This is a genomic window from Hymenobacter sp. YIM 151858-1 (genome assembly GCF_025979705.1).
Taxonomy (GTDB): domain Bacteria; phylum Bacteroidota; class Bacteroidia; order Cytophagales; family Hymenobacteraceae; genus Solirubrum.
Map to the genome: position 1 here is coordinate 1,347,916 of NZ_CP110136.1, position 22,803 is coordinate 1,370,718.

Below are 22,803 nucleotides of genomic sequence, written 5' to 3' on the forward strand. Positions count from 1 at the left end.
CAGCGGCCAGCCGATTCAGGGCTTTTTCACGGGGTCGCCTCAGCCCTTAAAAAACGCGCCAATCTTGCCCAAAACGGCGTTTAGGGTGATTTTAGGCCCCCGGCCGGCCCCAAACGTTACCCAGGTTTTGCCGGCCACGCGCAAATCGAGCACCAGCCCGAGGCGTAGCATCAAATCGTTGAGCTGCTGCAGCGGATCGGGCGCGCCGGGCGGTTTGGGCTTCTTGGGGCCGCTGTTTTTGCCCGAGCCGGTAAGCTCGTCGAGCACCTGCGCGCTGGGCAAATTAAGGATGAGGTAGGTACCGGCCGCAGCCAGCTGGATGTCGTTGCCGTTCCAGGTAATCACCAGCCGGGCCTCCAGGTCGAGCCCCTTAGCCACCAATGCCGGGGTTGGGGTTGGCGGCGGGCAGCTGGGGGGCGGGCGGGTTGTCGCCTTTGGTGCGGATGCGCACCGAGCCGTTGATGCGCAGCGTGGTGGTATCGGCGGGGTTCTTGGGGTTGGGCAGCTGCACTTCCATTTGCTCGAAGGTACAGGCCAGCTCTACCCCACCCGAAAGCTTGGAGAGCAGCGAAGCGGCCATATCGGCCCAGTTGGATTGCGAAGAATCAGCCATGCGAAGCGGCAATAATGAAACGCGTTGATGCGAAGCGGCCGCAAGAAAGGAACTCGGCCGCATACCACCATACGTTGGGGCGGGCGCGGTGGTGCATTATCCTAGGTCGGGGTTTTGCGTATGCAAGCAGGGCCGTAAGCCCATCCATTGTACCACACTGCTCTAAACCATGCCACACAACCTGTTGCGCCTGCTGGTGTTGCCCGCAGCGGCGCTGGGCCTCGCCGCCGCCTGCACCCGGCCCGACGCGGCGGCACCGCCCGTAGACGCCACCTCGGCGGCACCTGCAGCAGCCCCGGCTGCCCAACCTGCATCCACCACCCCGCCCGACTGCGCCCACCCCTTCGGCCTGTACCCCGAAACGGAGCTTACCTACCAGCTCACCAACGAGAAGCGGCAGCCCGAGGGCATTCAGATCCTGAAAGTGGCCACCATTGGCGAAAAGCCCGCCGAAAAAAAGGCGCCCGCTTTTACCCAGGTGCTGCTGAAGAGCACCCTTTACGACAACAACAACCGCCTGCAGCGCAACGACGAATACCAGTACCTGTGCCGCAACGACACCGTGCTGACCGACGGCCGCCTGCTGCTCGACCCGGGCATGCTCCGCTCCTTCCGCGACCGGCGCTTTGCCTTTGAGCCCGTGCCCTTGGCCTGGCCCAACCAACCCACCGCCGGCGCCTTGCCCGGCGGCAGCCTTACGGTGCAGGTAAGCAGCCCCAGCGTGGATATTGCCAAAGTGATGACCACCGTGACGAACCGCCGCGTGAGCGGCCCCGAAAACGTAACCGTGCCGGCCGGCACTTTCAGCTGCTACAAGGTGGAGTCGCGCTACGAGTACGTGACGCAAGCCCGCCCCGACCTGATCCGGCGCACCGTAAAGCAAGTGGTTGATTACTACGCCCCCAACCTAGGGATTGTGCGCACCGAAATGCGCGACCCCGACGGCGAGCTTGACCACACCGCCGAGCTGATAAAGCGCGCCCCCGGCCGCCGATAGCCTGCCGCATTTGCGTATGTTTGCGCCAACCCGCTAACCCTTAGTTGCCGCCCATGAAACGCACCCTCACCGCCCTGGCCCTTGCCCTGCTGGCCCTAGGTACCTGCCAGGCCCAAACCGCCCCCGGCAAAGCCACTACCAGTAAACCCGCCGCTTCGGCAGTGGGCAAAACCTACGGCGCCGCTACCACAGCCGAGGGCGCCCAGCCCGTTTCGGCGCTGCCGGGCGTGCTCGGCACCCGCGACTCGGTGCAGGTGAAGCTGGTAGGCCAGATTACCGAGGTATGCGCGAAAAAAGGCTGCTGGATGAAGATGCAGACCGCCGACGGCAAGCAAATGCAGGTGCGCTTTAAGGATTACGGCTTTTTTGTTCCCGCCGACCTGAAAGGCCGTACCGTGGTGATTGACGGCTGGGCGCGCCGCGAGGTGATGCCCGTGGCCAAGCTGCAGCACTACGCCCAGGACGCCGGCAAATCGGCCAAGGAAGTAGCCGCCATCACCAAAGACGAAGAGCAAATCAACTTTATAGCCACGGGTGTGCTGGTGAAAAAGTAGCCACCCGCCCCGGTTTCCACACCCGATTGCAGCGGTGCCACGGCTTTACGCCGTGGCACCGCTATTTTTACCCCAAGCCTGCCCCGCGCAGCCCAGCCCACCGCCCCATTGCGTTTATGACCGATCTGTTCGCCGTTCAGGAGAAAATCCGCGCTCTTACCGAGCGCCTGCACTACCTCAACTACCAGTACTACCAAAACGACGTGTCGGAGGTGCCGGACCAGGAGTTCGACCACATGCTGCACGAGCTGCAGCAGCTGGAGAAGCAATACCCCGAGTACGCGCAGCCCAACTCGCCCACCCAGCGCGTGGGCGGCACCATCACCAAGCAGTTTCCCACGCAGGAGCACCGCTACCCCATGCTCTCGCTGGCCAACACCTATTCGGAGGCCGATTTGCGGGAATTTGATGAGCGCGTGCAGCGCGGACTGGAGGGCGCCGAATACCAGTACGTGTGCGAGCTGAAGTTCGACGGCGTGGCCATGAGCCTGACCTACGAAAACGGCCAGCTGACGCGCGGCGTAACCCGCGGCGACGGCACCCGCGGCGACGTGGTAACCAACAACGTGCGCACCATCAAAACGCTGCCGCTGCACCTGCGCCCCACGCCCGATCAGCCCCAGGATTTTGAAGTGCGCGGCGAGGTATTCATGCCCCTCACGGTGTTCAACGACCTGAACGCCGAGCGCGAGCAAAACGGCGAGCCGCTGCTGGCCAACCCGCGCAACGCCGCCTCGGGCACCCTCAAGCTGCAGGACTCGGCCCAGGTGGCCGCCCGCCGGTTGCGCTTCTATGCTTATGCTTTCCTGAGCTCGCGCCGCGACTTTCCGACCCACAGCGCCGCCCTGGAGGCCCTCAAGCGCTGGGGCCTGCCCGTATCGGACACGTGGCGGCTGTGCGGCAGCATCGACGAGGTGCTGGCGTTCATTCATCATTGGGAGAAACGCCGCTTCGAGCTGCCCGTGGCCACCGACGGCATCGTGATTAAAGTGGACGACCTGCGCCAGCAGGAGCTACTCGGCTTCACGGCCAAAAGCCCTAGGTGGGCCATTGCCTACAAGTACCCGGCCGAGGCCGCCCGCACCCGCCTCAACGAAATCAGCTACCAGGTGGGCCGTACGGGCGCCGTTACGCCGGTGGCCTTGCTGACGCCGGTACCCCTGGCCGGCACCGTGGTAAAGCGCGCCTCGGTGCACAACGCCAACCAGATTGCCGCCCTCGACCTGCGCATCGGCGACATGGTTTTCGTGGAAAAAGGCGGCGAGATTATCCCGAAAATTACCGGCGTCGATTTGCTCGCGCGCCCCGCCGATGCCCAACCCATTGTGTACCCCACCACTTGCCCGGCTTGCGGCACCCCGCTGGTGCGGCCCGAGGGCGAGGCCCACTACCGCTGCCCCAACGAGCGCGGCTGCGCGCCGCAGCTCAAGAGCAAGCTCGAGCACTATGTGTCGCGCAAGGCCCTGAACATCGACGGGTTGGGTGCCGAAACCGTGGGCCGCTTTTTCGACCTAGGGCTGGTGCGCACCGCCGCCGACCTCTACGACCTGCCCCAGCGCCGCGACGAGCTGGTGAACCTCGACCGCCTGGGCGAGAAATCGGTGCAGCGCATGTATGCCGGCCTCGAAGCCAGCAAGGAAGTGCCCTTCGACCGGGTGCTCTTCGGCCTGGGTATCCGCTACGTGGGCGAAACCGTGGCCGAAAAACTGGCCGCGCACTACCGCACCATCGACGCCATCCTGGGTGCCTCGGCCGCCGAACTAGCCGCCGTGCCCGAGGTGGGTGGCGTAATTGCCGACAGCGTGGCGCTGTGGGCGCACGACCCCGCCAACCGCGAGCTGGTAGAGCGCCTGAAAGCCGCCGGGGTGCAAATGCAGCTTACCGGCGAGGCACCGCAGCCCCTCAGCGACCGGCTCAACGGCCTCACGTTCGTGTTGTCGGGCGTGTTTGAGCAGCACACGCGCGAGGAGCTGGAGCAAATCATTGAGCGCAACGGCGGCAAGCTCAGCTCCTCCATCAGCAAAAAGCTCAGCTACCTTGTGGCCGGCGACAAAATGGGCCCGGCCAAGCGCGAAAAAGCCACGGCCCTTAAGGTGCCCATCATTGGCGAAACCGATTTGCTCGCTATGGTTTCGGACGGCGGGCTTTAAGCACAATTTAATATAGCGCGGCACGAATTTGCGGTGGGGCTTTGTTTACCTTGGCAAAGCCTCACCTCCTTTCCCGTTTATGGCCATGCACAAGCTGTTTTCCCTAGCCTTTTTGCTGCTGGTGCTGGGTTGCTCCAGCCCGTCGTCGGCACAGGCACCCCGCACCGTTACGCCCAAAGAAACGCAGCAGCTGCTGGCGCAACCGGGCGTGGTGCTGCTCGATGTGCGCACGCCCGTGGAGTTTGGCGCCGGCCACCTCAAGGGCGCCCGCAACGTCAACTTTCTGTCGACTGACTTTGCCGATGTGGTAGCCAAACTCGACCCCAACGCCACCTACGTGCTGTACTGCGCCTCGGGCAACCGCTCGGGCAAAGCCGCGGCCCTCATGCAGGAAAAAGGCTTTAAGAACGTGGTAAACGCCGGCGGCTTCTCGTCGTTGAAAGAAGGCGGATTGCCGACGGAGTAAGCTGCTCGTGGCTGCGCGATAACCCTAGGTCGTTGTCATGTCGAGCTTGTCGAGACATCTCGCTTGCTGACTTTGGATAGTGTTGTCATTCTGAGCCAGGCGAAGGACCTCCTCACGCCTGCACAACACGCCTAGGTCGTCGAGTTCTTATGGGCTCCTTACGGGGCAAGTTCCGCTCCAAGAGGAAGGTAGATTACTATCCAACGTCAGCACGCGAGATGTCTCGGCAAGCTCGACATGGCGGGCAACTTTAGAATTAAGTGTGGTTCCCTCCGTAGCAAAAAAGCCCGGCCACCTAGGTGGCCGGGCTTTTTTATTGGCAAGCAGTTCGGCTTACTTGCCGTCGAAGCTCTGCACCATGCTGTTATGCAGGGTTTTGGGGCTCCAGTAACCGCTGGCAATAATGCGGCGGATAGTGAACAGCGGGTCTTGCTCGTCGCGCTTTTCAGCCAGTACAAAGGCCGATACCATGCCGCGCTTCTTCAGCTCCGGAATGGCTTCCTTGTTCCAGAGGCCGAAGGGATACGCGAAGTACTTGATTTCCTTGCCGGTAATTTCCTGCAGGGTTTTGGTGGGTTTCTCGATCTGCGTTACCCAGTCCTCGCCCTGGTATTTCTTCACGTTGTGGTGGTCCCAGGTGTGCGAGCCGATAACGTGGCCTTCGTCGGAGAGCTGCTTTACCTGCGCCTTGCTCATGTAGTTCGGCCGACCTAGGCTTACCGTCATTACGAAGAACACGCCCTTGAAGCCGTGCTTGTCCATCTCGGGTTTGGCTACGGTAAACTGGTCGAGGTCGGTGTCGTCGAAGGTCAGCATCACCGGCTTCGAGGGTAGTTTGGCGCCGGTGGTGAGGTAGGCGTACAGCTGATCGGGCAGAATGGTGTGGTAGCCGGAGTCGGCCAGCATCTGCATCTGCTTCTTGAACTCAGCCACCGGAACGATGTAATCCTTAGCACCTTTTGAGTCCTTGGCGCGCCAGTCGCGGATTTGGTGGTAGCACAAAATCGGCACCTGCGGGCGGGCCAGAATTTCGGCGGCCGACGCGATTTTGCCCGCCGGAATGCTGCTGGGGTCGGGGGCGGCCGTGGTGGTGGCCGCCTGCTCGGCCTCGGCCGTGGCGGCCGCGCCCGACATGGCGGTGGCAGCGGCCTCGCTCGTGGGCGAAGCGCCTTCGGTAGCCGAGGCTTTTTCGGTGTTACAAGCGGGCAAAGCAATGCCGGCGGCTACGGCAGCACCGAGCAGAAGAGTGGAGAAGCGGTGAGACATGCGGAGGAAAAGTGACCCAGAAGGCCAGAATAGAGGAAATAAAACCCAGAGACCAACCGAACACGGCCGCTTTTGTACCTTCGCGCGGCCGGTTCTTCTTACAAAACAACGGTTTCTGCTCCTCATGGACAAATTTCGCGGTACGGGCGTTGCGCTCGTTACGCCCTTCGCTCCTACCGATTTCTCGGTTGATTACCCCGCCCTGCGTCGTCTGCTCGATTTCGTGATTGATGGCGGCGTAGAGTACATCGTGATTAACGGCACCACGGCCGAGTCGCCGACTACCTCGGCCGAAGAAAAGGCCGAAATCTTGCGCGTGGCCAAGGAGCACGTAGCCGGCCGCGTACCGCTCGTGTACGGCATCGGCGGCAACGATACCGCTGCGGTGGTGCGCACCATCCAGAGCACCGACCTAACGGGCATCGACGCTATTCTGTCGGCCTCGCCTTACTACAACAAGCCTACGCAGCGCGGCATTGTAGCGCACTACCAGCGCCTGGCCGATGCCTCGCCGGTGCCCGTCATCCTCTACAACGTGCCCGGCCGCACGTCGTCGAACATGACGGCCGAAACGACCCTGACGCTGGCCCAGCACCCGAACATCATCGGTATTAAAGAAGCCAGCGGCAACATGGAGCAGTGCATGCAGATAGCCGCCGGCAAACCCGACGACTTCCTGCTCATCTCCGGCGACGACGTGCTGACCTCATCTTTGGTGAGCTTCGGCGGTGTAGGCGTCATTTCAGTATTAGCCAATGCCTTCCCTGAGCCCTTCACCGACATGGTGCGCCAAGCTTTGGCCGGCGACTTTGCGGCTTCCACCAAACGCTTGTTCAAGTTGCTCCCGTTGAACCCGCTGATGTACGAAGAGGCAAACCCCGTGGGAGTGAAAACGGCGCTGGAGCTGCTGGACGTATGCTCGGGCGCTGTACGTTTGCCGCTAGTGGAAGCCTCAGAAGGATTGAAAGGGCGTATCAAGGCGCTACTGTAGGGGCCTCACCCCCCGGCCCCCTCTCCGTAGAGAGGGGGAGCCAGCCGTCAGCAACGATTCCGTGCAACGACAGCGGGGCCACCGAACTCTCGTTCGGTGGCCCCGCTTTGTTTTTACTCTGGGGCGTCATGCTGAGCTTGCCGAAGCATCTCTCCCGCTTCGCCTACGCTTTACCAGCTCACCATATTAAGCCCGAGCGAGACATCTCGCATGCTGACATCTGTTAGCATACACTCCCCCTCTCCCTTTGGAGAGGGGGCCGGGGGTGAGGCCACCCCTACCAACCACTAGCCAGCACATCGGCTACGTGCAAGGTTCGCAGCGGCAGCTGCTCACGTCGAATGTAAGCATCCAAATGCATCAGGCAGCTGGTATCGGTGCTAATGAGATACTCGGCGCCGGTAGCCAGTGCGTGCTCTACTTTCTGCTGCGCCATGGCCACCGAAATCGGCTCGAACTTAACGGCAAACGTGCCTCCAAAGCCGCAGCAGGTTTCGGTTTCGGCCATTTCGAGGCGCTCCAGCCCGGCCACCGAATCGAGCAGTTGGCGCGGCTCCTCACGGATGTGGCACTCGCGCAGGGCCGAGCACGAGTCGTGGTAGGTGTATTTGCCCGCCAGCTTGGCCCCCGCAATGCTCGTGACACCTAGCACGCCAACCAGGAACTCCGTGAACTCGAACACGCGCCGCTGCAGGGCCGGAAACTCGCCGCAGCGCGGCGAGCCTTCGAGCAACTCGCCGTAGTGGTTGCGCACCATGCCCACGCACGAGGCCGAGGGGCCCACTACGTAGCGCTCAGGAGCCCCGGCAAAGTCGGTCAGGAATTTCTCGGCTACCTGCTGGCTCTCCTGCCGGTAGCCCGCGTTGTAGGCCGGCTGCCCGCAGCAGGTTTGGTTGGGGTTATAGTTTACTTGGCAACCAACGCTTTCCAGCACCTTTACCATGTTCATGGCGGTTTCGGGGAAAAGCTGATCGACAAAGCAGGGTATGAAAAGGTCGACGAGGGCAGCAGGCATAGGTGGTAAGTAGGGCAATTGGCAATTGAGGGTGTGCAGCACCTAGGGCGCGGCAACTCTTGCAGGCAGGCATCGGTTTGCGCACCGCGCGGCCACCGCCAACGCGAGTTTACGGTTTAATGCCCAACAAACACCCGCTGGCACAGTAGCTGAGCTTCGCGGAAGGCTTCCATGTTCAGGCCGGTGGGCACGCCAGTAGCTTCCAGGTAAGTCACCAGGTTTTCGGTAGCCATGTTGCCGGTAAGCTGGTCGGCGGCCATGGGGCAACCGCCAATGCCACCTAGGGCACCGTCGAAACGGCGGCAGCCAGCTTCGAAAGCGGCATCCACTTTCTCGCGCCAGCTGTTGGGCGTGGTGTGCAGGTGGGCGCCAAACTCAATGTTCGGAAAAGCCGGAATCAGCTCGCGGAACGGCGGAATGATGGTTTCGGGCGTGGAGGCCCCGATGGTGTCGGACAGAGCTACCACGCGCACACCTAGGGCGGCCAGCTTTGCGGTGAACTCGCCCAGCACTTCGGGGTTCCAAGGGTCGCCGTAGGGGTTGCCGAAACCCATGCTCAGGTACACCACCAGGGTTTTGCCGCGCTGCTCGCAGCGGTTCTGCATTTCGGCTACTTCGGTAAGCGCCTCGGCAATGCTTTTGTTGGTGTTGCGCTGCTGAAACGTTTCGGACACCGACAGCGGAAAGCCTAGGTACTGAATTTCGTGGTAGCCCAAGGCGGTTTCGGCGCCGCGCAGGTTGGCCACAATGGCCAGCAGTTTGGTGCGCGTGCTGCCCAAATCGAGGCCGGCCATCACTTCGGCGGTATCGCGCAGCTGCGGAATGGCTTTCGGCGACACAAACGAGCCAAAATCAAGCGTATCGAACCCTACCCGCAGCAAGGCATTGAGGTACTCGGTTTTGGTTTCGGTCGGGATGAAGTCGGCCCAGCCTTGCATGGCGTCGCGGGGGCACTCGATTAGTTTCATGGGCGGGTGGAGGTGCAGGTGATGGGGCAGCAGCAAAGGTAACGGCCGAAGCAACATACGCGCACCGGCCAGCAGGCTACCGGCGCACTACACCGAAGCGCTTGCCCGGCACATCCAGCACCACGGTATGCCCGGCAAACGGCTGGTTTCCGAGCATGCCCTCCATGCCGCTAAAGCGCATCAGGGCAGTTTGCCACCAGCTCATGCCCTCGATGTAAGATACCGTGTGCAGCGGCAAAGCGGCCGGCCCGAAGCCTAGCTTGATGGCGGTTGGGGCCGTGTAGGAAGTCAGCGTTTTGCCCCACGAGTTTACCGGCCGCACGGCAACTGCCGCCGCTGGCTGGCTGAGCTCCTGCCAGCGGCTTTGGCTCGTTAGCAAAGCAAAGGCACTGCTGCCCGAATCGAAAAGCAGCTGGCGTGGCTCGCCCTGCAACGTTGCGCTCAGCAGCACGCGCCGGCTGGTAAAGGCAAGCGGTACAAAATTGGTGCGGCTGGCCAGGCTGTCGGGCACTTGCTCGCACAGGGTAAACCGCCGACGAGCGTAGTCGACTATCAGCACCCGGCCCTCGAGCACATCGGCACCTAGGGTCCCGATGATAAACGGCTGCGTGCTATCGGCGGGCAGCTGATGCGCGCCGTAGCGCAGCACCGGAAGTTTGCGCACCTGCACCTGCCCTTGCCCAAGCGCAAACCGGAAGTCCCGAACGGAATCGGCCCGAAGCGTTAGCGTGCGCCCGGTAGCGGGGTACCGCTCGCGCAGCGCGGCCAGTGGGTGCTCGTAGAGCAGCGTGTACGGGGCCCCGGTATCAAACTGCAGGTAGCAGGTGCGCGGGCAGCCAGGCACCGTTATGGGCACGAGTTGCTGGGCATGCGCCACGGTTGGGCGGGCAGTGGTATCGGCCTTCCACTCGAAAGCGCAGGTGGCGGGCAGCTGCGTAACGGCAAGCTGATTGGCCCCCGGCTCGAACTTTTGACGAGCATAGAAGTAGCCACCAACGCCACCAGCTACAAGCAGGGCTAGCACCAGCAGAAGGATTTTGCGAAAGGTTTTCATGACGCGACAGGTCGGGTTTGTTTGTGAAGCCAAACCTACCCTAGCCCCCTTCTCGTGCTTGCGTCATTTTGCCGCCACTTACGTCAAGTAGCTAAATATCAGCAACAAACATTACAACCGGATCGGGTACACATCCAGCTCACCCTGGCGTATGCGCCGGGCATAGTAGAGCACGGCAAGCACATTTACGGTGTAGCTCAGGATGAATACCCCTAGGTAAGTACCCGGCACCACCACCTGAAAATAGCGTGCGGCAAGCCAGTGGCCCAGCACCAGCCCCATGTAAGCGAAAAAGCACACCACCTGCCACAGTATCTGAAACCCAAGTACCCGCCGGCCAAGCTCGGCCACGTGCGCTACCTGGTGCCGCCGGGCGCGCCACAGCAACAAGGGCACCACCACGTTTAGCAGCGGCAACACCAGAAAGCTGAGGGCACTAAGGTTGAGCAGCTGCAGAAACTGTGGGTCGGAGCGCAAGGCCGGCGTGGCCGCCGGTGGTGGGGCAGTGGGCAGCAGGGGCGCTGGCTCCGGGGCAAAGTCCTCGAGCGAAACACCTAGGGCCGTGGCCAGGGCCTGCAGGGTATGTCCGCGCGGCACCGTTTCGCCCTGCTCCACCCGCTGAATGGTGCGCAGGCTTACGCCCGAGTGCTCCGCCAGCAGCTCCTGCGAGTAACCTTTTCTTTTTCGGATTGACTGAATGCGGGTAGCGGAAAACATATACGGGCAGCAACAACGGGGCAAGCAGCGGCCAATAATACTGCTTCTGCCGCAGCCGCCCGCGCGGTGCTTGCAGGGCCGGCGCAGCGCGGGCTACGCCCGCCCCATGGAAGTACCCACCGGCGCGCTGGCCGAACCTCTGCCATCAACCTCGTGTTTGTCAGCTATGCACCTACCCACGACGATTCGCCGGACCCTGAGCCGGCTTTTCATTATAGTTCTGCCAGTTTTGTTGTTCGCCTGCGGCAAGCAGCAAACGCTGCAGGGCATTTTCAGCCAGCCCCGCACGCCGCACGAGGCCTACGCGCGCAAGCTGCGCCAGGCCCGCCTCGACCGAACGGCCCTAGGTAAGGATTGGCTGGCTGCGGCCGACCAGGCCCTGAGCGACTCGCTGGTGGTGACGCTGCCCTTTAAGGAAACCGGCATTTTCCGGGCCGACAAGGCGTTTGCCGCTTCGTACCGGTACGCCGTGCGGGCCGGCGAAAAAATCAATATTTCGCTGACGCTTCAGCCCGCCACCGCCGACGTGCATGTGTTTCTGGATGCCTTTGAGCTCGACCCGGCCGACCGCCGCCTGCGCCCCTTAGCCTCGGCCGATACCGTTTCGCGTTCCTTTAGCTATGTGGCCGAAGACGACCGCCAACACTTGCTGCGCGTGCAGCCCGAGCTGCTGCGCAGCGGGCGCTTTACCATTCGTATTCAGCGCACGCCTTCGTTAGCCTTCCCCGTGCAGGGCAAAAACGACGTAGCGGTGGGCTCGTTTTGGGGTGCCGAGCGCGACCGGGGTGCCCGCCGCCACGAGGGCATCGACATTTTTGCGAAGCGCGGTACGCCGGCCGTGGCCGTGGCGCCGGGCATGATTACCCGCGTAAACGAAACGCCCCTAGGTGGTTTGGTGGTGTGGCTGGCCGATGCCCGGCACGGGCAGCACATTTATTACGCCCACCTCGACAAGCAGCTGGTGCAACCCGGTCAGATTGTGAAAATCGGTGATACGCTGGGCCTGGTGGGCAATAGCGGCAATGCCCGCACTACCAAGCCGCACCTGCACTTTGGCGTGTACCGCAGCGGCCGCGGCGCCGTCGACCCCTACCCCTTCGTGCGCCGGGCTGATAAAGAACCTGCCGCGCCCCGCACTGCGCCTGAGCGCCTTGGCGAGTGGGTGCGCCTTACAGCCAGCAACACCGCCCTGCGCCCCGTGCCCACCGAAGCCCGCGGCAAACAATCGGGTATGCCCAAAAACACGCCCCTGCTGGTGGTGGGCGCCACCGCCAATTGGCTGCGTGTTCAAGCCCCCAACGGCAAGCTCGGCTACGTGCCGGCCAAAGCCGTGGCTACCGAGGCACTGCGCCGCGAAGCCCTGGCCACCACCGCCGACCTGCTGGCCCACCCCACTCCCGCCGCTGCCCCGCTCGATACCTTGCCGGCCAACACCAGCGTGGCCGTGCTGGGCGAGTGGAGCGGCTACCGCCTGGTGCGGAACGCCTTGGGGCAAGTTGGGTGGGTACGGACCACCTAGGACTCCCTCTTGGCCCAAAACACAACGGCCCGCTCCACAACCTAGGTGGAGCGGGCCGTTTGGCGTTGGCAGCAGCCGGGCAGGTTACTCGGCAATTACCACGGCTTTGTTGAGTTTGCGAGCGTAAGCAATGCGCTTCTCGCGGCCCGAGGCATCGGTGTAGTCGAAGCCCACGGCGCGCTTGTCGGTTTGCACGGCGCTCCAGCCTTCGGAGTCGATTTCGGCGGGCGGCGAGGTAATGGTGCGCGGAATAGCCGGCGAGGTAAACTTGTCTTCGGCGAAAAACTTGTTCATGCCCTGCAGAATAGCCAGCTCGCGGGCCCGCACCGAACCGGCCTGCGGGTCGTCCTGCAAAGTGCGCTCGTCAATCAGGGTTTTGGCGGGCATCACCTCGTTGCGGAGCGTGTCGCCTTTGGCCGAGATAATCAGGAAGCGGGCGTTGGCATCGAGGATTTTCGGGCCTTGCAGCAGCAGCACGAAATTGTCTTTGCTTTTGGGGTCGGAGAAGCTGCGCTGCACGGCCACCGTGCGCAGCACGGTGCGGCTGTTGAGGCGGCTGCGGTTGGCTTCGGGCTTGGGCGTGAAGAGCTTGTCGGCGTTGCTGGAGGTGCCCACCTCGCGGTCGGTAGTGACGCACGCGGCCTGCATCAGCAACAACAGCAAAGCAATAGGAGAAAATATTTTTTTCATGGGTGTGGAGTAGAGAGAAGGGAGGCAAATGAAAACCACAGCGCCCGGCCTCGGCGGGCAGTTGGTTGCCGGATATTTCATACCGGCTTTGCATGTTGCACCTACGCAGGCACGGGGGGGCATGGTTGCACCTCAACAGCTATTAGAAGAGGCCAATTTCCAGACCAAGCTGCCACGGGGGTAGTTCGGGGTACAAAGCGGCCCGCTCGCCCCGGAACGTGTCGGATAAGCGGTAGCGCACCACGGCGGCGTAGCGGTTGGCCCCTACCCTGCCCGCAAGCCCGTACGACCACTTTTGCAGGTACGGCAGACCGTGCTCCACCACGCTCACGCGGCGCGCCGAGTTGGTGTTGGGCCGGTCTTCGGTGCGGTGCGAGGTGCCGATAACCCGGCCCCCCCAGGCGCCCACATCGATGTACCGACCCAGGATGTTGCCGCGCCGGCCCAGGTTCAGGCGCAGCCAGGCTTCGAGGTCGGCGCGCTGCACCACCAACGCCTCGCGGTAGTGCAGCTCGGGGGTGGGCAGCACCTTGGCGTCGTTTTGGGCGAGGCTGTACTGCAGGCGGGCATAGCGCACATCAAACCCCACGGCCAGGTGCTCGGCCAGCCGGTGCTTTTGCCGCAAGCCCAGGCTTAGCTCGGCCGAGGCACCGCTGCGCAACTCCGCCCCGCTTTGTTTGGGCTGCCCCAGCACAAAGCCATAGCCCACGTACACATGGCGAAACAGCTGCCGGTTGGGGCCGAAGCGTTGCCGGACCGTATCGGCGGCTACGTCGGTGCTCAGCAGGGGCCGTTGCGCCGCGGCGGGCAGTGCGGCACCCGCCAGCATGGCCATCAGCAGTGAAGTGGAGAAAGGCTTCATGGCAAGGGGTAATGCAGCGTATAGCCGCGGTAGTGCACGCGCAGCACGTCGCCGGGTTGCCAGGTGCCGGCTGGTAGCTCCAACACGGCGCGCTGGCTTACCTCCAGCACCTCGTAGCGCCGCAGGCGGCCCCGGGCATCGGCCACTTGCCAGTAGCAGTACTCCGGGTTGGGGGCGGGCAGCGGAATACCGTCGGGCTCGGCGTTCGGTTGCGAAGTGGCCGTACGCTCGCGGCCGGTGCGGGGCATCTCCGGGCGTCCGTCGGGCAGGGGCTGCCTAGGTGCCGCCGCGGCCGAATCGGCACGGAGCGGCAGCGGGCGCAGCACCAGCGTAGCCTCGGGCCGGATGTTTACCTGCACCCCATCGGCCGTTGCCACTGCATCGAGCGTTGGGGCTGCCGCCGTGGTTTGGCCCGGCACCAGGCACTTGGCGGCTTGCGGCAACCCATAGCCATGGGCGTAATCGAAGTACGGGTACAACCGCCCCGATTGCTCGAGGGTGCGGAACAGCTCCATGGCTTTTAGCCCGCGCTGCTGCTGCCACACGCAGGCGGCCAGGCCGGCCACCAACGGGCTGGCAAACGAGGTGCCTTCGGTGCGCTCGTAGCGCCCGCCCGGCACGGCGGCTACCACGCTGCCGAAAGCGGCTACGTTGGGCTTGCGGCGCCCGCCGGCGGCCGGCCCGCGCGAGCTGTATTCGGTAGCCAGCCAGGTATCGGCATCAATTCCGCCCACGGCCAGCACCGAATCCACGTCGGCGGGGGTGCCCACGGTGCGCCACTGCGGGTCGTCGCCGTCGTTGCCGGCGGCGCATACCACCAGCATGCCTTTGCGCACGGCCATGGCGGCAGCCCGCGCTACCAGCGAGGTGCGGCCGTTCATTTGCTCCCGGAAGTAGCGGGTATCGGTGTAACCTAGGGATGAGTTCAGGATGTCGGCGCCGTTGCGGTCGGCCCACTCGGCCGCGGCCAGCCAGGCTTCCTCTTCGCCGAAGGTTTCGCGGCCGGTGCGCTCGGTGCGGGCCAGCAGGTACTCGGCTTGCGGGGCCAGCCCCAGGGGCGTACCATCGGGCAGCCGGCCGGCCAGGCACGAGAGCACCTCGGTGCCGTGCATGCCGCCGCCGTACACAAACGCATCCTTTTTGATGAAATCGTAGGTGGCCACCACGCGCTGCCCCTCCTGCAGATGCGCCAGGCCGGGGTGGCGGCTGGCGCCGGTAAAGCCCACATCCAGAATAGCAATGCGGATTCCTTTGCCATCGAGCCCGGCCCGGCGCAGGGTCTCGGCACCTAGGGAGCTGGTTTGGCGGTGGGCCAGCTGCCGCTCCGCAGCGGTTAGCTCGTCGGTGGCGGGCGCAAGGTTGGGAGCGCGGTGCGCGGCGGGCAGCAGTTCCTGCGCGGTCATCGGCTCAACGGCGCGCACGCCCGGCAGGCGGCGCAGCGCGGCTACCTGGCTGGGTTTGGCCCAGCAGGCTACCGCGTTAAACCAACGGCTCGTGCCGGCTACCGAGTCCACGGCTTGCCGCACCTGCCCCAGGTAATCGGGGCGCAGCGGAAAATCGGAGGTATCGGCCAGCGGCAAACCCTGGCGGCGGCGGCGCTCCATGGCCTGGGGCGTAAAGTACGCGTCGGGCTTAAAATTGACGCCGTGCTTATCGCGCAGAAACACCCAATACTTGGTCGGCTGGGGCGGCACGGCTTTCGGTACTGCCGTGGCCGAAACCGCTGCACCCAGGTAGCCCATTGATGCGGCAGAAAGCAGGGCAGGAAGCAGAGGTAGTAGCAGCAACGGAAAAGCAGTAAATGGGCCCCGAAAAATACAGCAGATAGCGGCCACGGGCAAGCCTTGCTACCCGGGCACCTACAACTTGGCCCGGGCAGGCTGCGTACGGTGCGGCAAGTGCGCAACCCTCGGGTTGCGCGCCGGTATCAACCCACCGCACCATGAAAACCACCCTTCGCAACCTATTGCCGGCCACCGCTTTGGTAGCCGCGCTGGCCTTTACTCCAGGCTGCGTTTCGCAGAAAAAATACTCGGCCCTGCAAAGCCAGAACTCCGAGCTGACCCGCTCGCGCGACCAGCTGCAAGCCGAAAAGAACGCCCTGGAGCAGGAAAAAAACCGCTCCGAGGAAGAGCTGCGCCAACGTCTGCTTTCGCGCAGCCAGCAAGTAAACCGCCTCAACGAAACCCTGAGCGGCGCCGAAAAGGAAAACACGCAGCTTTCGGCCGATTTGAAGGAGCGCGAGCAGCGCCTGGCCGAGCTGCAAACCAAACTGGCCGAAAAAGACCGCGCCGTGCAGGCTTTGCGCAAGCGCGTGGCCGATGCGCTCCTGGGGTTCAACGCCCAGGATTTGCAAGTGAACCTGCGCAACGGCAAAGTGTACGTGTCGTTGTCGGAGCAACTGCTGTTTAAATCGGGCTCGACGAAGGTAGACCCGCGCGGCCAGGAAGCCCTGCGCAAGCTGGCAACGGCCCTCAAAGGCAACCAGGACGTGAACGTGCTCGTGGAAGGCCACACCGACAACGTGCCCATCCTGAAGGGTACCGCCGGCATTCGCGACAACTGGGATTTGAGCGTGCTGCGCGCCACCGAAATCACGCGCATTCTCACCGAAGCCGGCATGGCGCCGGGCCAGGTTACGCCCTCGGGCCGCTCGCAGTACGTGCCGGTAGCCCAAAACGATACCCCGCAAAACAAATCCCTGAACCGCCGCACCGAAATCATTCTCACGCCCAAGCTCGACGAGCTGTTCCAGATTCTGGAGCAGAACTAACCTAGGCGGCTTCAGCAAAAACGCCGCGTGCCCAAATGGGTGCGCGGCGTTTTTTTTAGTGATGGCAAGCTGCCGCTACTCGCGCCCTAGGTGAAACTCCTGCACGGGTTGCCACTGCCGCCCATCGTGGCGGAACAGCACCAGCGAGGTTACTGGGAACGTGGCCGCGTAGCTGCGCTGGGCGAAGTCCTGCTTTAGCGCGGGCACTTGCTCGGGCGGCAAGTCGCGGGTGGCCAGCGTCATGTGGGGCGTAAAGGGGCGCTTTTCGTGCGGAATGGCGGGCAGCTCGGCCTTGCAGTAGCGCACCAGCTCGGCGTGCAGGTGCTTAAGTGGCTCGGCCCCCGCCACGTGCACAAACAAGGTGCGGTTGCCAAACCAGGCAAAATCGTGCAGCCCCACCTCCACCGCGGCGTGCGCGGCCGCAAAGCGGGCCAGCGCCGGCAGTGCCTGCGGCTCGAACTCGGCGGGCACCAGCCGAAAAGGCGGAATCAGGGTGATGTGCGGCGGCAGGCGCACGGCGTTGCATGAGCCGGTGCGGCGGTTTACTTCCTGCTTCAGGGCCCACACCTCCGAAAACACGGGCTCGGGCGGCAAGGTAGCCAACAGGTAAAGCGAAGGCGGCGTGCGAGTGGAGGTTGGCTGTTCGTTCACAGCTACTCCAACGCACGCCGCCGGCTTCGGGGTTACAGCCCTAGGTACTACAGGCCGTATTTGCTCAGCAGGTAAATCATGCTGGCCATGGCCGCGCCGCCCAGCTCCAGCTCGCGCTTGTGCACCTTATCGAAGGTATCGGCGGCGGTGTGGTGGATGTCGAAGTAGCGCTGCGAGTCGCAGTCGTAGCCGATCAGCACCTTGGCCTGGTCTTTCAGGGGGCCGATATCGGTGCCGCCGTGGCCGGGCTGCAGGTTGCCCGCGTTGTAGGGCTGCAGCAGCGGGCTCCACTTCTGCATTTGCGCAATAGTGGCTGTGTTGTTGGTTTCGAGGCCAAAGCCGCGCGGGGTAAAGCCGCCGCCATCCGACTCAATGGCCGCTAAGTGCTTTTCGCCGGCGGCTTTGGCCAGTTCGGCGTACTTAATGCCGCCGCGGTTGCCGTTTTCCTCGTTCATGAAGAGCACCGCCCGCACCGTGCGCTCGGGCCTCAGGCCCGAGGCCAGCAGCAGGCGCAAAGCCTCGATGCTTTGCACGCAGCCGGTGCCGTCGTCGTGGGCGCCCTGGGCCAGGTCCCAGGAGTCGAGGTGGCCGCCCACGGTTATGATTTCATCGGGCTGCTTGCTGCCCTTGATTTCGCCCACCACGTTGTAGGATTTCACGTCGGGCAGGGTTTGGCAGCCCATTTCCAGCTCAAATGTCAGGCCGGGCTCCTGCTTCAGCTGCTCGCTCAGGCGGTTGGCCGCCAGGGTGCTCAGGGCCGCGGCCGGCACCTGGGTTACACCCTCTTCGTAGCGCATGGTGCCGGTGTGGGGGTTGTCGTCGATGGCGCTGGTGAGCGAGCGAACCAGGGCCCCTACCGCGCCGCGCTTGGCAGCCTCCACGGCACCGCTGCGGCGCTGGTCGCCGGCGCCGCTGTAGGCGGCACCGGGCTCGATGAGCCGGTCGTCGAACGGGCGGTTGAAGAACACGAATTTGCCTTTTACCTTTTCGGCGGGCAGGTCGCGCAGCTCCTGCAGGCTGCGTACCTCTACCACCTCGGCCTTCAATTTGCCTTTGGTGCCCACCGAACCACCTAGGGCGCACACGGCTACGCTTTGGGCTTTGCCTTTGCCGACCTTAAAACTGCCCTTTTCCTTGGGGCCGCGCACCCAGTGGGGCACCATCACCTCCTGCAGGTACACGCGGTCGAAGCCCAGCTTCTCCATGGTTTGCTTGCCCCACTGCACGGCTTGCTCGGCCTGCGGCGAACCGCTTAGGCGGCTGCCGATACGGGTGCAGAGGTAACGCAGGTTTTCGTAGCTCTGGCCCCGCAGCAGGGCCTCGTCGTAAATTTTGCGGATGTTAACCGAATCGGTTTTAGCATCGGTGGTTTGGGCCATTGCCGGCGCAGCCAGGCCGGCCGTGAGCAGCATGGTCGTAGCCGCGGTAAGAAAACGGTGGAGCATTGAGGAAACTGTGGATGGAAACGCCAACCGGGCGCCACGGGCACAGACACACGTTGTACCACCGGAGTTGCGCAGCTGAATCGGTGGCAGCGGCGGCGGCAAATAAACGCCCGGCGCGGCGCCCAACCAAACCGTTGGGTACCGCGCCGGGCGCGTTGCAAAACCGCATTGAAATTATACCAGCGGCACGAAGTAGGTATCGGCGGTTTTAGGCTCAGCGGCCACGGGCACCTCGTCGCCGGGCAGCAGCAGCACCGGCACGTTGGTGCTGCGCAGCACCCGCGAGGTAACGCTGCGGTGGAACAGCTGCCCCAACAGGCTGCGCCGGCGGGCAATCATCACCAGCAGGTTGGCGCGCTGCTCGGCTACCACGCGCAAAATGCCTTCTTCGGGTGCTTTTACCACGGGCTGCTGGTAGTTGAGCTGCTGCTCGCCGCGCAGCAAGCCGCTGGCCTGCACCTGCTGCAAGGCCGCAATGCTGGCCTTGGCCGCCGAGCCAACCGTGTTTACCACCGTGGGGCTAACGGCCCAGGTGGTAAACACCTCATCGAGCACGGCTGCGGCTGCCTGGGGCACGGTAAACGCCTCGCCATCAACGGCCAGCACCACACGATAGGGCGGCGTAAGGGCCGCCGATGCGGGCACCAGCACCACGGGGCAAGCCCCGTAGCGTAGCATGTTCAGGGCGCGGTTCGAGAGCAGCGCTTCAAAGTAGCTGTTGGCCTGCGTGAGGCCCAGCACCAGCAGCATGGGGTTGTAGCGCTCGATAATCGCATCGATGTCTTCGTCGAAGTTGCCCTCTACCACCTCGGCGGTGGTGGGCACCAGCATTTCGTCGGCCAGGGCTTGCAGTTTGGCGGGCAGCGTGCGGCGTATTTCGGCCGAGGTTTCGGTGGCGTTGCTCGGCAGGGTCAGCTCCTGGCTGAGGTGTAGCAACACTACGCGGGCGCCCAGCGGGGCAGCAACCTGGGCGGCATAACGGCGGGCCTGCTCGGCGGCCGGCGACAAATCGGTAAGAACAACGATGGTGTCCATGGCGGGGTAATTCCTGGTTTCAGGTATGCCCCAAAGGTGCAGCCCCCGCCCAGCTTACTCCATGATGGATATCAGCCCCGGGCATGACATATCTCAGCCCGGAAATATTCTTGCCAGACAGACAGCACATTGGCTTTCGGCTGCCTTGGGGCAACGGCTCTTCGCCCAAGCTAAATCACCTAAAAATGGAAAGGCCGCGAATCAGTTGGTCTGATTCGCGGCCTCTGCACATGCTATGGTTCGGCAGGCTTTCCCTAGGTGCCCCGGTGCCTACTTGCCGCCGCCATAGTGCCGGGCCGTGGCCGTGGCCGGGCCGCCGCTGGCGGGCAGCTTCACCTCCAGCAGGTAGCTGAACTCATCGTCGCCGATGGTGGGTACGGGGCGCGGCGCACCTAGGGCCTCCACGGTTTCCAGAATGGTATTGGAGTGCCCCACCACCAGCACGGCCTTGCCTTGCGGCGTTTGCCGGATGCGGGCGGCCAAAGCGGCTAAACCGGGCGCGTTGCCTTCGTAGGGCTCGATGGTGCGCTTTTTAGCCTCGGCCAGCGGCGTGGCAGTATCCTTGGTGCGGCGGGTGTTGGTGGAGTACACCGCCACGATGGGCGCCTTGCGCAGCACCTCGGCCAGAGCCCGGGCGCGGGCCTGGCCGGCGGGCGTCAGGGGCGGGTCTTGGGGGTTTTGCTCGGTGGCTTTTTCGGCGTGGCGCACCACGTACACGGTGGTAATTTTGGGTTTGGCGGGCTCGGGGGCCGTAGAGGCTACGGTGCCAAACAGCAGCGGCAACAGGCACATGGTGCGGAGCGCAGAAAACATAGCGGTCAGTTTTTTTGGGGTATGGAACTCAACAGACGCAGCCGCCTGGGCCAGGACGCATCATTTCAAGCGCAAAATTTGCTGCAGTTCCTGCGCCGACACTGTCAGCAGGCCTACTTTGGGCAGGCGCTCGGTGAGGGTGCGCCAGTTGGCATCTTGCTTAAAGATGGGCTGCAGCATCTTTTTGGCTTCGGCTACCTGGCCTTTGTTGGCCAGGGTAATGGCGTGCCAGTAGCGCATTTCGAGGTTCTGCGGAAAGGCCTGCTCGGCGGTTTGGTACTCGCGCACGGCCGTAGGCATGTCGTTTTTTTCCACGGCCAGGTCGCCGGCGTTCATGTGGTCGTAGGCCCGTTGCAGCCTCAGCAGGCGGCGCAGCTCTTTCAGCGGCTCGGGGTTGTCGTCGACGCGCAAATCCACGAGGCGGTCGTCCCAGGGCGTTTGGCTGGCCTGGCCGCGCACCACCAGCAAAGCCGCCGATTGCCGGCCCCGAATGTCGCCGCCTTGCGCCTGGGCGGCATCCAGGGCGGCCAGCATCCGCTCGGCCAGCGGCTGGCCTTCGCTCTGCTCAAAAGCCTTGGCCATGGCCGGCCATACTTTGTCGGAGAGCATCATGTTGGCCTGCACCGAAAATTGCTTGCCCTGCTGGTGGCCGGCCATATCAACGCATTTTTTGCCGGTGTGCGTGGCCACGTTGCCTTTGTTATCGACGATGGCTACCTGGCGCACGTCGCGGCCTTCATCGGTCGAAAGCAGTTCGTCGAGGGCTTGCTGGGCCGTTTTGCCGCTTTTCAGCAAGGCCAACCCGCGCATGCCAAACGACTTGTTGGTGAACGACTGCGTGGCCACGGCGCCTACCCCGGCCTCGGCCCACGACACAGCTGTGCCCACCGAAAACCAGTGGCTTTGCACCGCCACGGCCAGGTCGCCGGTTTTGGGGTCGCGGGCCACAATGGAATAGGTATGCGCAAAGGGCTCTTGCTTCGAAAAAACCTGCTGGGCGTAACCGGTAAGGCTCAGCAGCAGCAAGCTAAAAAACGTGAATATGCCGCGGTGGAACATGTGCAGTGACTGATGGGAGAATGGGAAGGTGAAATGGCACCAAATGCCGGGCTGAAGATAGAAGCCAGGCGGGCATCGGCAACTACACGCCCGGGCTACTGCCCGCGCCAAACCAAAACACGCGCCTGCCTCGGGAGCAAGCGCGTGTAGCGTAAAGGGGGCCCGTGGCCCTAGGTGCCCATTAGCCCTGCGGGTTGGCGGGGCCGTAGTCGCCGGGGCTTACGGGGTGCGGCTGGGCAGGCTCGGCCGGCGTGGGGCGGCCCGGCAGCTGCATTTGCCAGGCGGCGTGCAGGCTTTGCAGGTGGTGGTGGGCCGTCAGGTCGAACTGGCAGGGCACAATGCTGATGTAGTTGTGGGCCAGTGCCCACTCGTCGGTGTCCTCGCCGTGGTCTTCGTTCAGGAAGTTGCCCAGTACCCAGTAGTACGGCCGGTTGTAGGGGTCCTGGCGGGTGTCGAACTCCTCCTGCCACTTGGCTTTGGCTTGCCGGCACAGGCGGGCACCCACAATCGGGTCGTCCGATTTTTTGGGAATGTTTACGTTCAGGGCCGTACCCGCCGGAATGCCTTTGGCCAGGGCCTCGCGGGCAATGTGCTCAATCCAGGGCTCGGCGTGCGAGAAGTCGGCCTGGTGCGAAAAGTCGCACAACGAGAAGCCGATAGCCGGCAGGCCTTCAATGGCCGCTTCAATAGCCGCCGACATGGTTCCGGAGTAAATTACGTTCACCGAGGCGTTCGAGCCGTGGTTCACGCCCGATACTACGAGGTCGGGGCGGCGGTCCTTCAGCACCATGTGTTTGGCAATTTTTACGCAGTCGGCGGGCGTGCCCGAGCAAGTGTACGCCTCCAGCCCTGCGAAGAGGTGGCTGCGGTCGAGGCGCAGCGGCTCGGCCAGCGTAATGGCGTGGCCCATGCCCGATTGCGGCGAAGACGGCGCCACCACCACCACTTCGCCCAGGCGCTGCATCACGCGCACCAGCACGGCAATGCCCGGCGCCGCAATGCTGTCGTCGTTGGAAATCAGAATAAGCGGTATGGAAGGGGCAGCGTTACTCACGGCAAAAGCTTGGTTGGTCGGCACTAAATACGGCGGCAAAGGTAGGCGCGGCTACCATACCGCCTGGTTACGGCTTTATTAAGCGCCTAGGTGCCGGCGCCAAGGGGAGCT

General features: G+C 63.5%; 23 protein-coding genes. 7 read left to right on the forward strand and 16 right to left on the reverse strand.

The window, feature by feature from the left end:
* Window positions 1-39: 39 nt before the first annotated feature.
* A complete protein-coding gene (locus OIS50_RS06000) occupies window positions 40-378 on the reverse strand; it encodes a hypothetical protein (RefSeq protein ID WP_264693414.1) in 339 nt (112 codons plus the stop codon).
* Entirely contained in the window at window positions 371-613 is a 243-nt protein-coding gene (locus OIS50_RS06005; protein ID WP_264693415.1) for a hypothetical protein, read from the reverse strand. The genes OIS50_RS06000 and OIS50_RS06005 overlap by 8 nt, the downstream gene beginning before the upstream one ends.
* 169 nt (window positions 614-782) lie before the next feature.
* On the opposite strand from OIS50_RS06005, the gene OIS50_RS06010 reads away from it, so the two are divergent.
* From OIS50_RS06010 to OIS50_RS06025, 4 genes are all read left to right on the forward strand, one after another.
* Window positions 783-1,610 carry a TapB family protein gene (locus tag OIS50_RS06010; protein WP_264693416.1) on the forward strand — a complete coding sequence of 276 codons (828 nt, stop codon included), beginning with the start codon at window positions 783-785 and terminating at the stop codon, window positions 1,608-1,610.
* Between the two features lie 53 nt (window positions 1,611-1,663).
* Window positions 1,664-2,164, forward strand: a complete 501-nt coding sequence (locus tag OIS50_RS06015) for a DUF4920 domain-containing protein (RefSeq protein ID WP_264693417.1) — start codon at window positions 1,664-1,666, stop codon at window positions 2,162-2,164.
* A gap of 116 nt (window positions 2,165-2,280) precedes the next feature.
* Window positions 2,281-4,314, forward strand: a complete 2,034-nt coding sequence (gene ligA, locus OIS50_RS06020; protein WP_264693418.1) for an NAD-dependent DNA ligase LigA — start codon at window positions 2,281-2,283, stop codon at window positions 4,312-4,314.
* Window positions 4,315-4,393: 79 nt separating this feature from the next.
* A complete protein-coding gene (locus OIS50_RS06025) occupies window positions 4,394-4,780 on the forward strand; it encodes a rhodanese-like domain-containing protein (protein WP_264693419.1) in 387 nt (128 codons plus the stop codon).
* 333 nt (window positions 4,781-5,113) lie between these two features.
* Here OIS50_RS06025 and OIS50_RS06030 read toward each other — a convergent pair whose 3' ends face one another.
* Window positions 5,114-6,046, reverse strand: coding sequence for a polysaccharide deacetylase family protein (locus tag OIS50_RS06030; protein WP_264693420.1), 933 nt, complete (start codon window positions 6,044-6,046; stop codon window positions 5,114-5,116).
* A 124-nt stretch (window positions 6,047-6,170) separates the two neighbouring features.
* Between OIS50_RS06030 and dapA the strand changes: the two genes are divergently transcribed.
* Entirely contained in the window at window positions 6,171-7,037 is an 867-nt protein-coding gene (gene dapA, locus OIS50_RS06035; protein ID WP_264693421.1) for a 4-hydroxy-tetrahydrodipicolinate synthase, read from the forward strand.
* Between the two features lie 277 nt (window positions 7,038-7,314).
* Here dapA and OIS50_RS06040 read toward each other — a convergent pair whose 3' ends face one another.
* From OIS50_RS06040 to OIS50_RS06055, 4 genes are all read right to left on the reverse strand, one after another.
* Window positions 7,315-8,052, reverse strand: coding sequence for a (Fe-S)-binding protein (locus OIS50_RS06040; protein WP_264693422.1), 738 nt, complete (start codon window positions 8,050-8,052; stop codon window positions 7,315-7,317).
* Window positions 8,053-8,168: 116 nt separating this feature from the next.
* Complete coding sequence (locus OIS50_RS06045; protein ID WP_264693423.1) at window positions 8,169-9,020, reverse strand: hydroxymethylglutaryl-CoA lyase; 852 nt, start codon at window positions 9,018-9,020, stop codon at window positions 8,169-8,171.
* Between the two features lie 76 nt (window positions 9,021-9,096).
* A complete protein-coding gene (locus tag OIS50_RS06050) occupies window positions 9,097-10,074 on the reverse strand; it encodes a hypothetical protein (RefSeq protein ID WP_264693424.1) in 978 nt (325 codons plus the stop codon).
* Window positions 10,075-10,185: 111 nt separating this feature from the next.
* Window positions 10,186-10,791, reverse strand: a complete 606-nt coding sequence (locus OIS50_RS06055) for a helix-turn-helix domain-containing protein (RefSeq protein ID WP_264693425.1) — start codon at window positions 10,789-10,791, stop codon at window positions 10,186-10,188.
* Between the two features lie 229 nt (window positions 10,792-11,020).
* Between OIS50_RS06055 and OIS50_RS06060 the strand changes: the two genes are divergently transcribed.
* Window positions 11,021-12,310, forward strand: a complete 1,290-nt coding sequence (locus OIS50_RS06060; RefSeq protein ID WP_264693426.1) for a M23 family metallopeptidase — start codon at window positions 11,021-11,023, stop codon at window positions 12,308-12,310.
* 84 nt (window positions 12,311-12,394) lie between these two features.
* On the opposite strand, the gene OIS50_RS06065 is transcribed toward OIS50_RS06060, so the two are convergent.
* The 3 genes from OIS50_RS06065 to OIS50_RS06075 form a co-directional block, all read right to left on the reverse strand.
* Window positions 12,395-13,000, reverse strand: a complete 606-nt coding sequence (locus OIS50_RS06065; RefSeq protein WP_264693427.1) for a hypothetical protein — start codon at window positions 12,998-13,000, stop codon at window positions 12,395-12,397.
* 142 nt (window positions 13,001-13,142) lie between these two features.
* Window positions 13,143-13,862: a hypothetical protein gene (locus OIS50_RS06070; RefSeq protein ID WP_264693428.1), complete on the reverse strand. Its 720-nt coding sequence runs from the start codon at window positions 13,860-13,862 to the stop codon at window positions 13,143-13,145.
* On the reverse strand, window positions 13,859-15,649 hold the full coding sequence (locus OIS50_RS06075) for a S8 family serine peptidase (protein WP_264693429.1): 1,791 nt from the start codon (window positions 15,647-15,649) through the stop codon (window positions 13,859-13,861). Before OIS50_RS06075 ends, OIS50_RS06070 begins: the two co-directional genes overlap by 4 nt.
* Window positions 15,650-15,804: 155 nt before the next feature.
* On the opposite strand from OIS50_RS06075, the gene OIS50_RS06080 reads away from it, so the two are divergent.
* Complete coding sequence (locus OIS50_RS06080; RefSeq protein WP_264693430.1) at window positions 15,805-16,635, forward strand: OmpA family protein; 831 nt, start codon at window positions 15,805-15,807, stop codon at window positions 16,633-16,635.
* 75 nt (window positions 16,636-16,710) lie between these two features.
* Here OIS50_RS06080 and OIS50_RS06085 read toward each other — a convergent pair whose 3' ends face one another.
* The 6 genes from OIS50_RS06085 to surE all read right to left on the reverse strand — a co-directional run bounded on the left by OIS50_RS06085 (window position 16,711) and on the right by surE (window position 22,692).
* Window positions 16,711-17,286 carry a 2'-5' RNA ligase family protein gene (locus OIS50_RS06085; RefSeq protein ID WP_264693431.1) on the reverse strand — a complete coding sequence of 192 codons (576 nt, stop codon included), beginning with the start codon at window positions 17,284-17,286 and terminating at the stop codon, window positions 16,711-16,713.
* 47 nt (window positions 17,287-17,333) lie between these two features.
* Window positions 17,334-18,731, reverse strand: coding sequence for a M28 family peptidase (locus tag OIS50_RS06090; RefSeq protein WP_264693432.1), 1,398 nt, complete (start codon window positions 18,729-18,731; stop codon window positions 17,334-17,336).
* A gap of 174 nt (window positions 18,732-18,905) precedes the next feature.
* Entirely contained in the window at window positions 18,906-19,766 is an 861-nt protein-coding gene (locus OIS50_RS06095) for a universal stress protein (RefSeq protein ID WP_264693433.1), read from the reverse strand.
* Between the two features lie 270 nt (window positions 19,767-20,036).
* Window positions 20,037-20,579 carry a SixA phosphatase family protein gene (locus OIS50_RS06100; protein ID WP_264693434.1) on the reverse strand — a complete coding sequence of 181 codons (543 nt, stop codon included), beginning with the start codon at window positions 20,577-20,579 and terminating at the stop codon, window positions 20,037-20,039.
* Window positions 20,580-20,639: 60 nt separating this feature from the next.
* Window positions 20,640-21,638, reverse strand: coding sequence for a DUF1028 domain-containing protein (locus tag OIS50_RS06105; RefSeq protein ID WP_264693435.1), 999 nt, complete (start codon window positions 21,636-21,638; stop codon window positions 20,640-20,642).
* Between the two features lie 181 nt (window positions 21,639-21,819).
* Window positions 21,820-22,692: a 5'/3'-nucleotidase SurE gene (gene surE / locus OIS50_RS06110; RefSeq protein ID WP_264693436.1), complete on the reverse strand. Its 873-nt coding sequence runs from the start codon at window positions 22,690-22,692 to the stop codon at window positions 21,820-21,822.
* Window positions 22,693-22,803 lie beyond the last annotated feature (111 nt).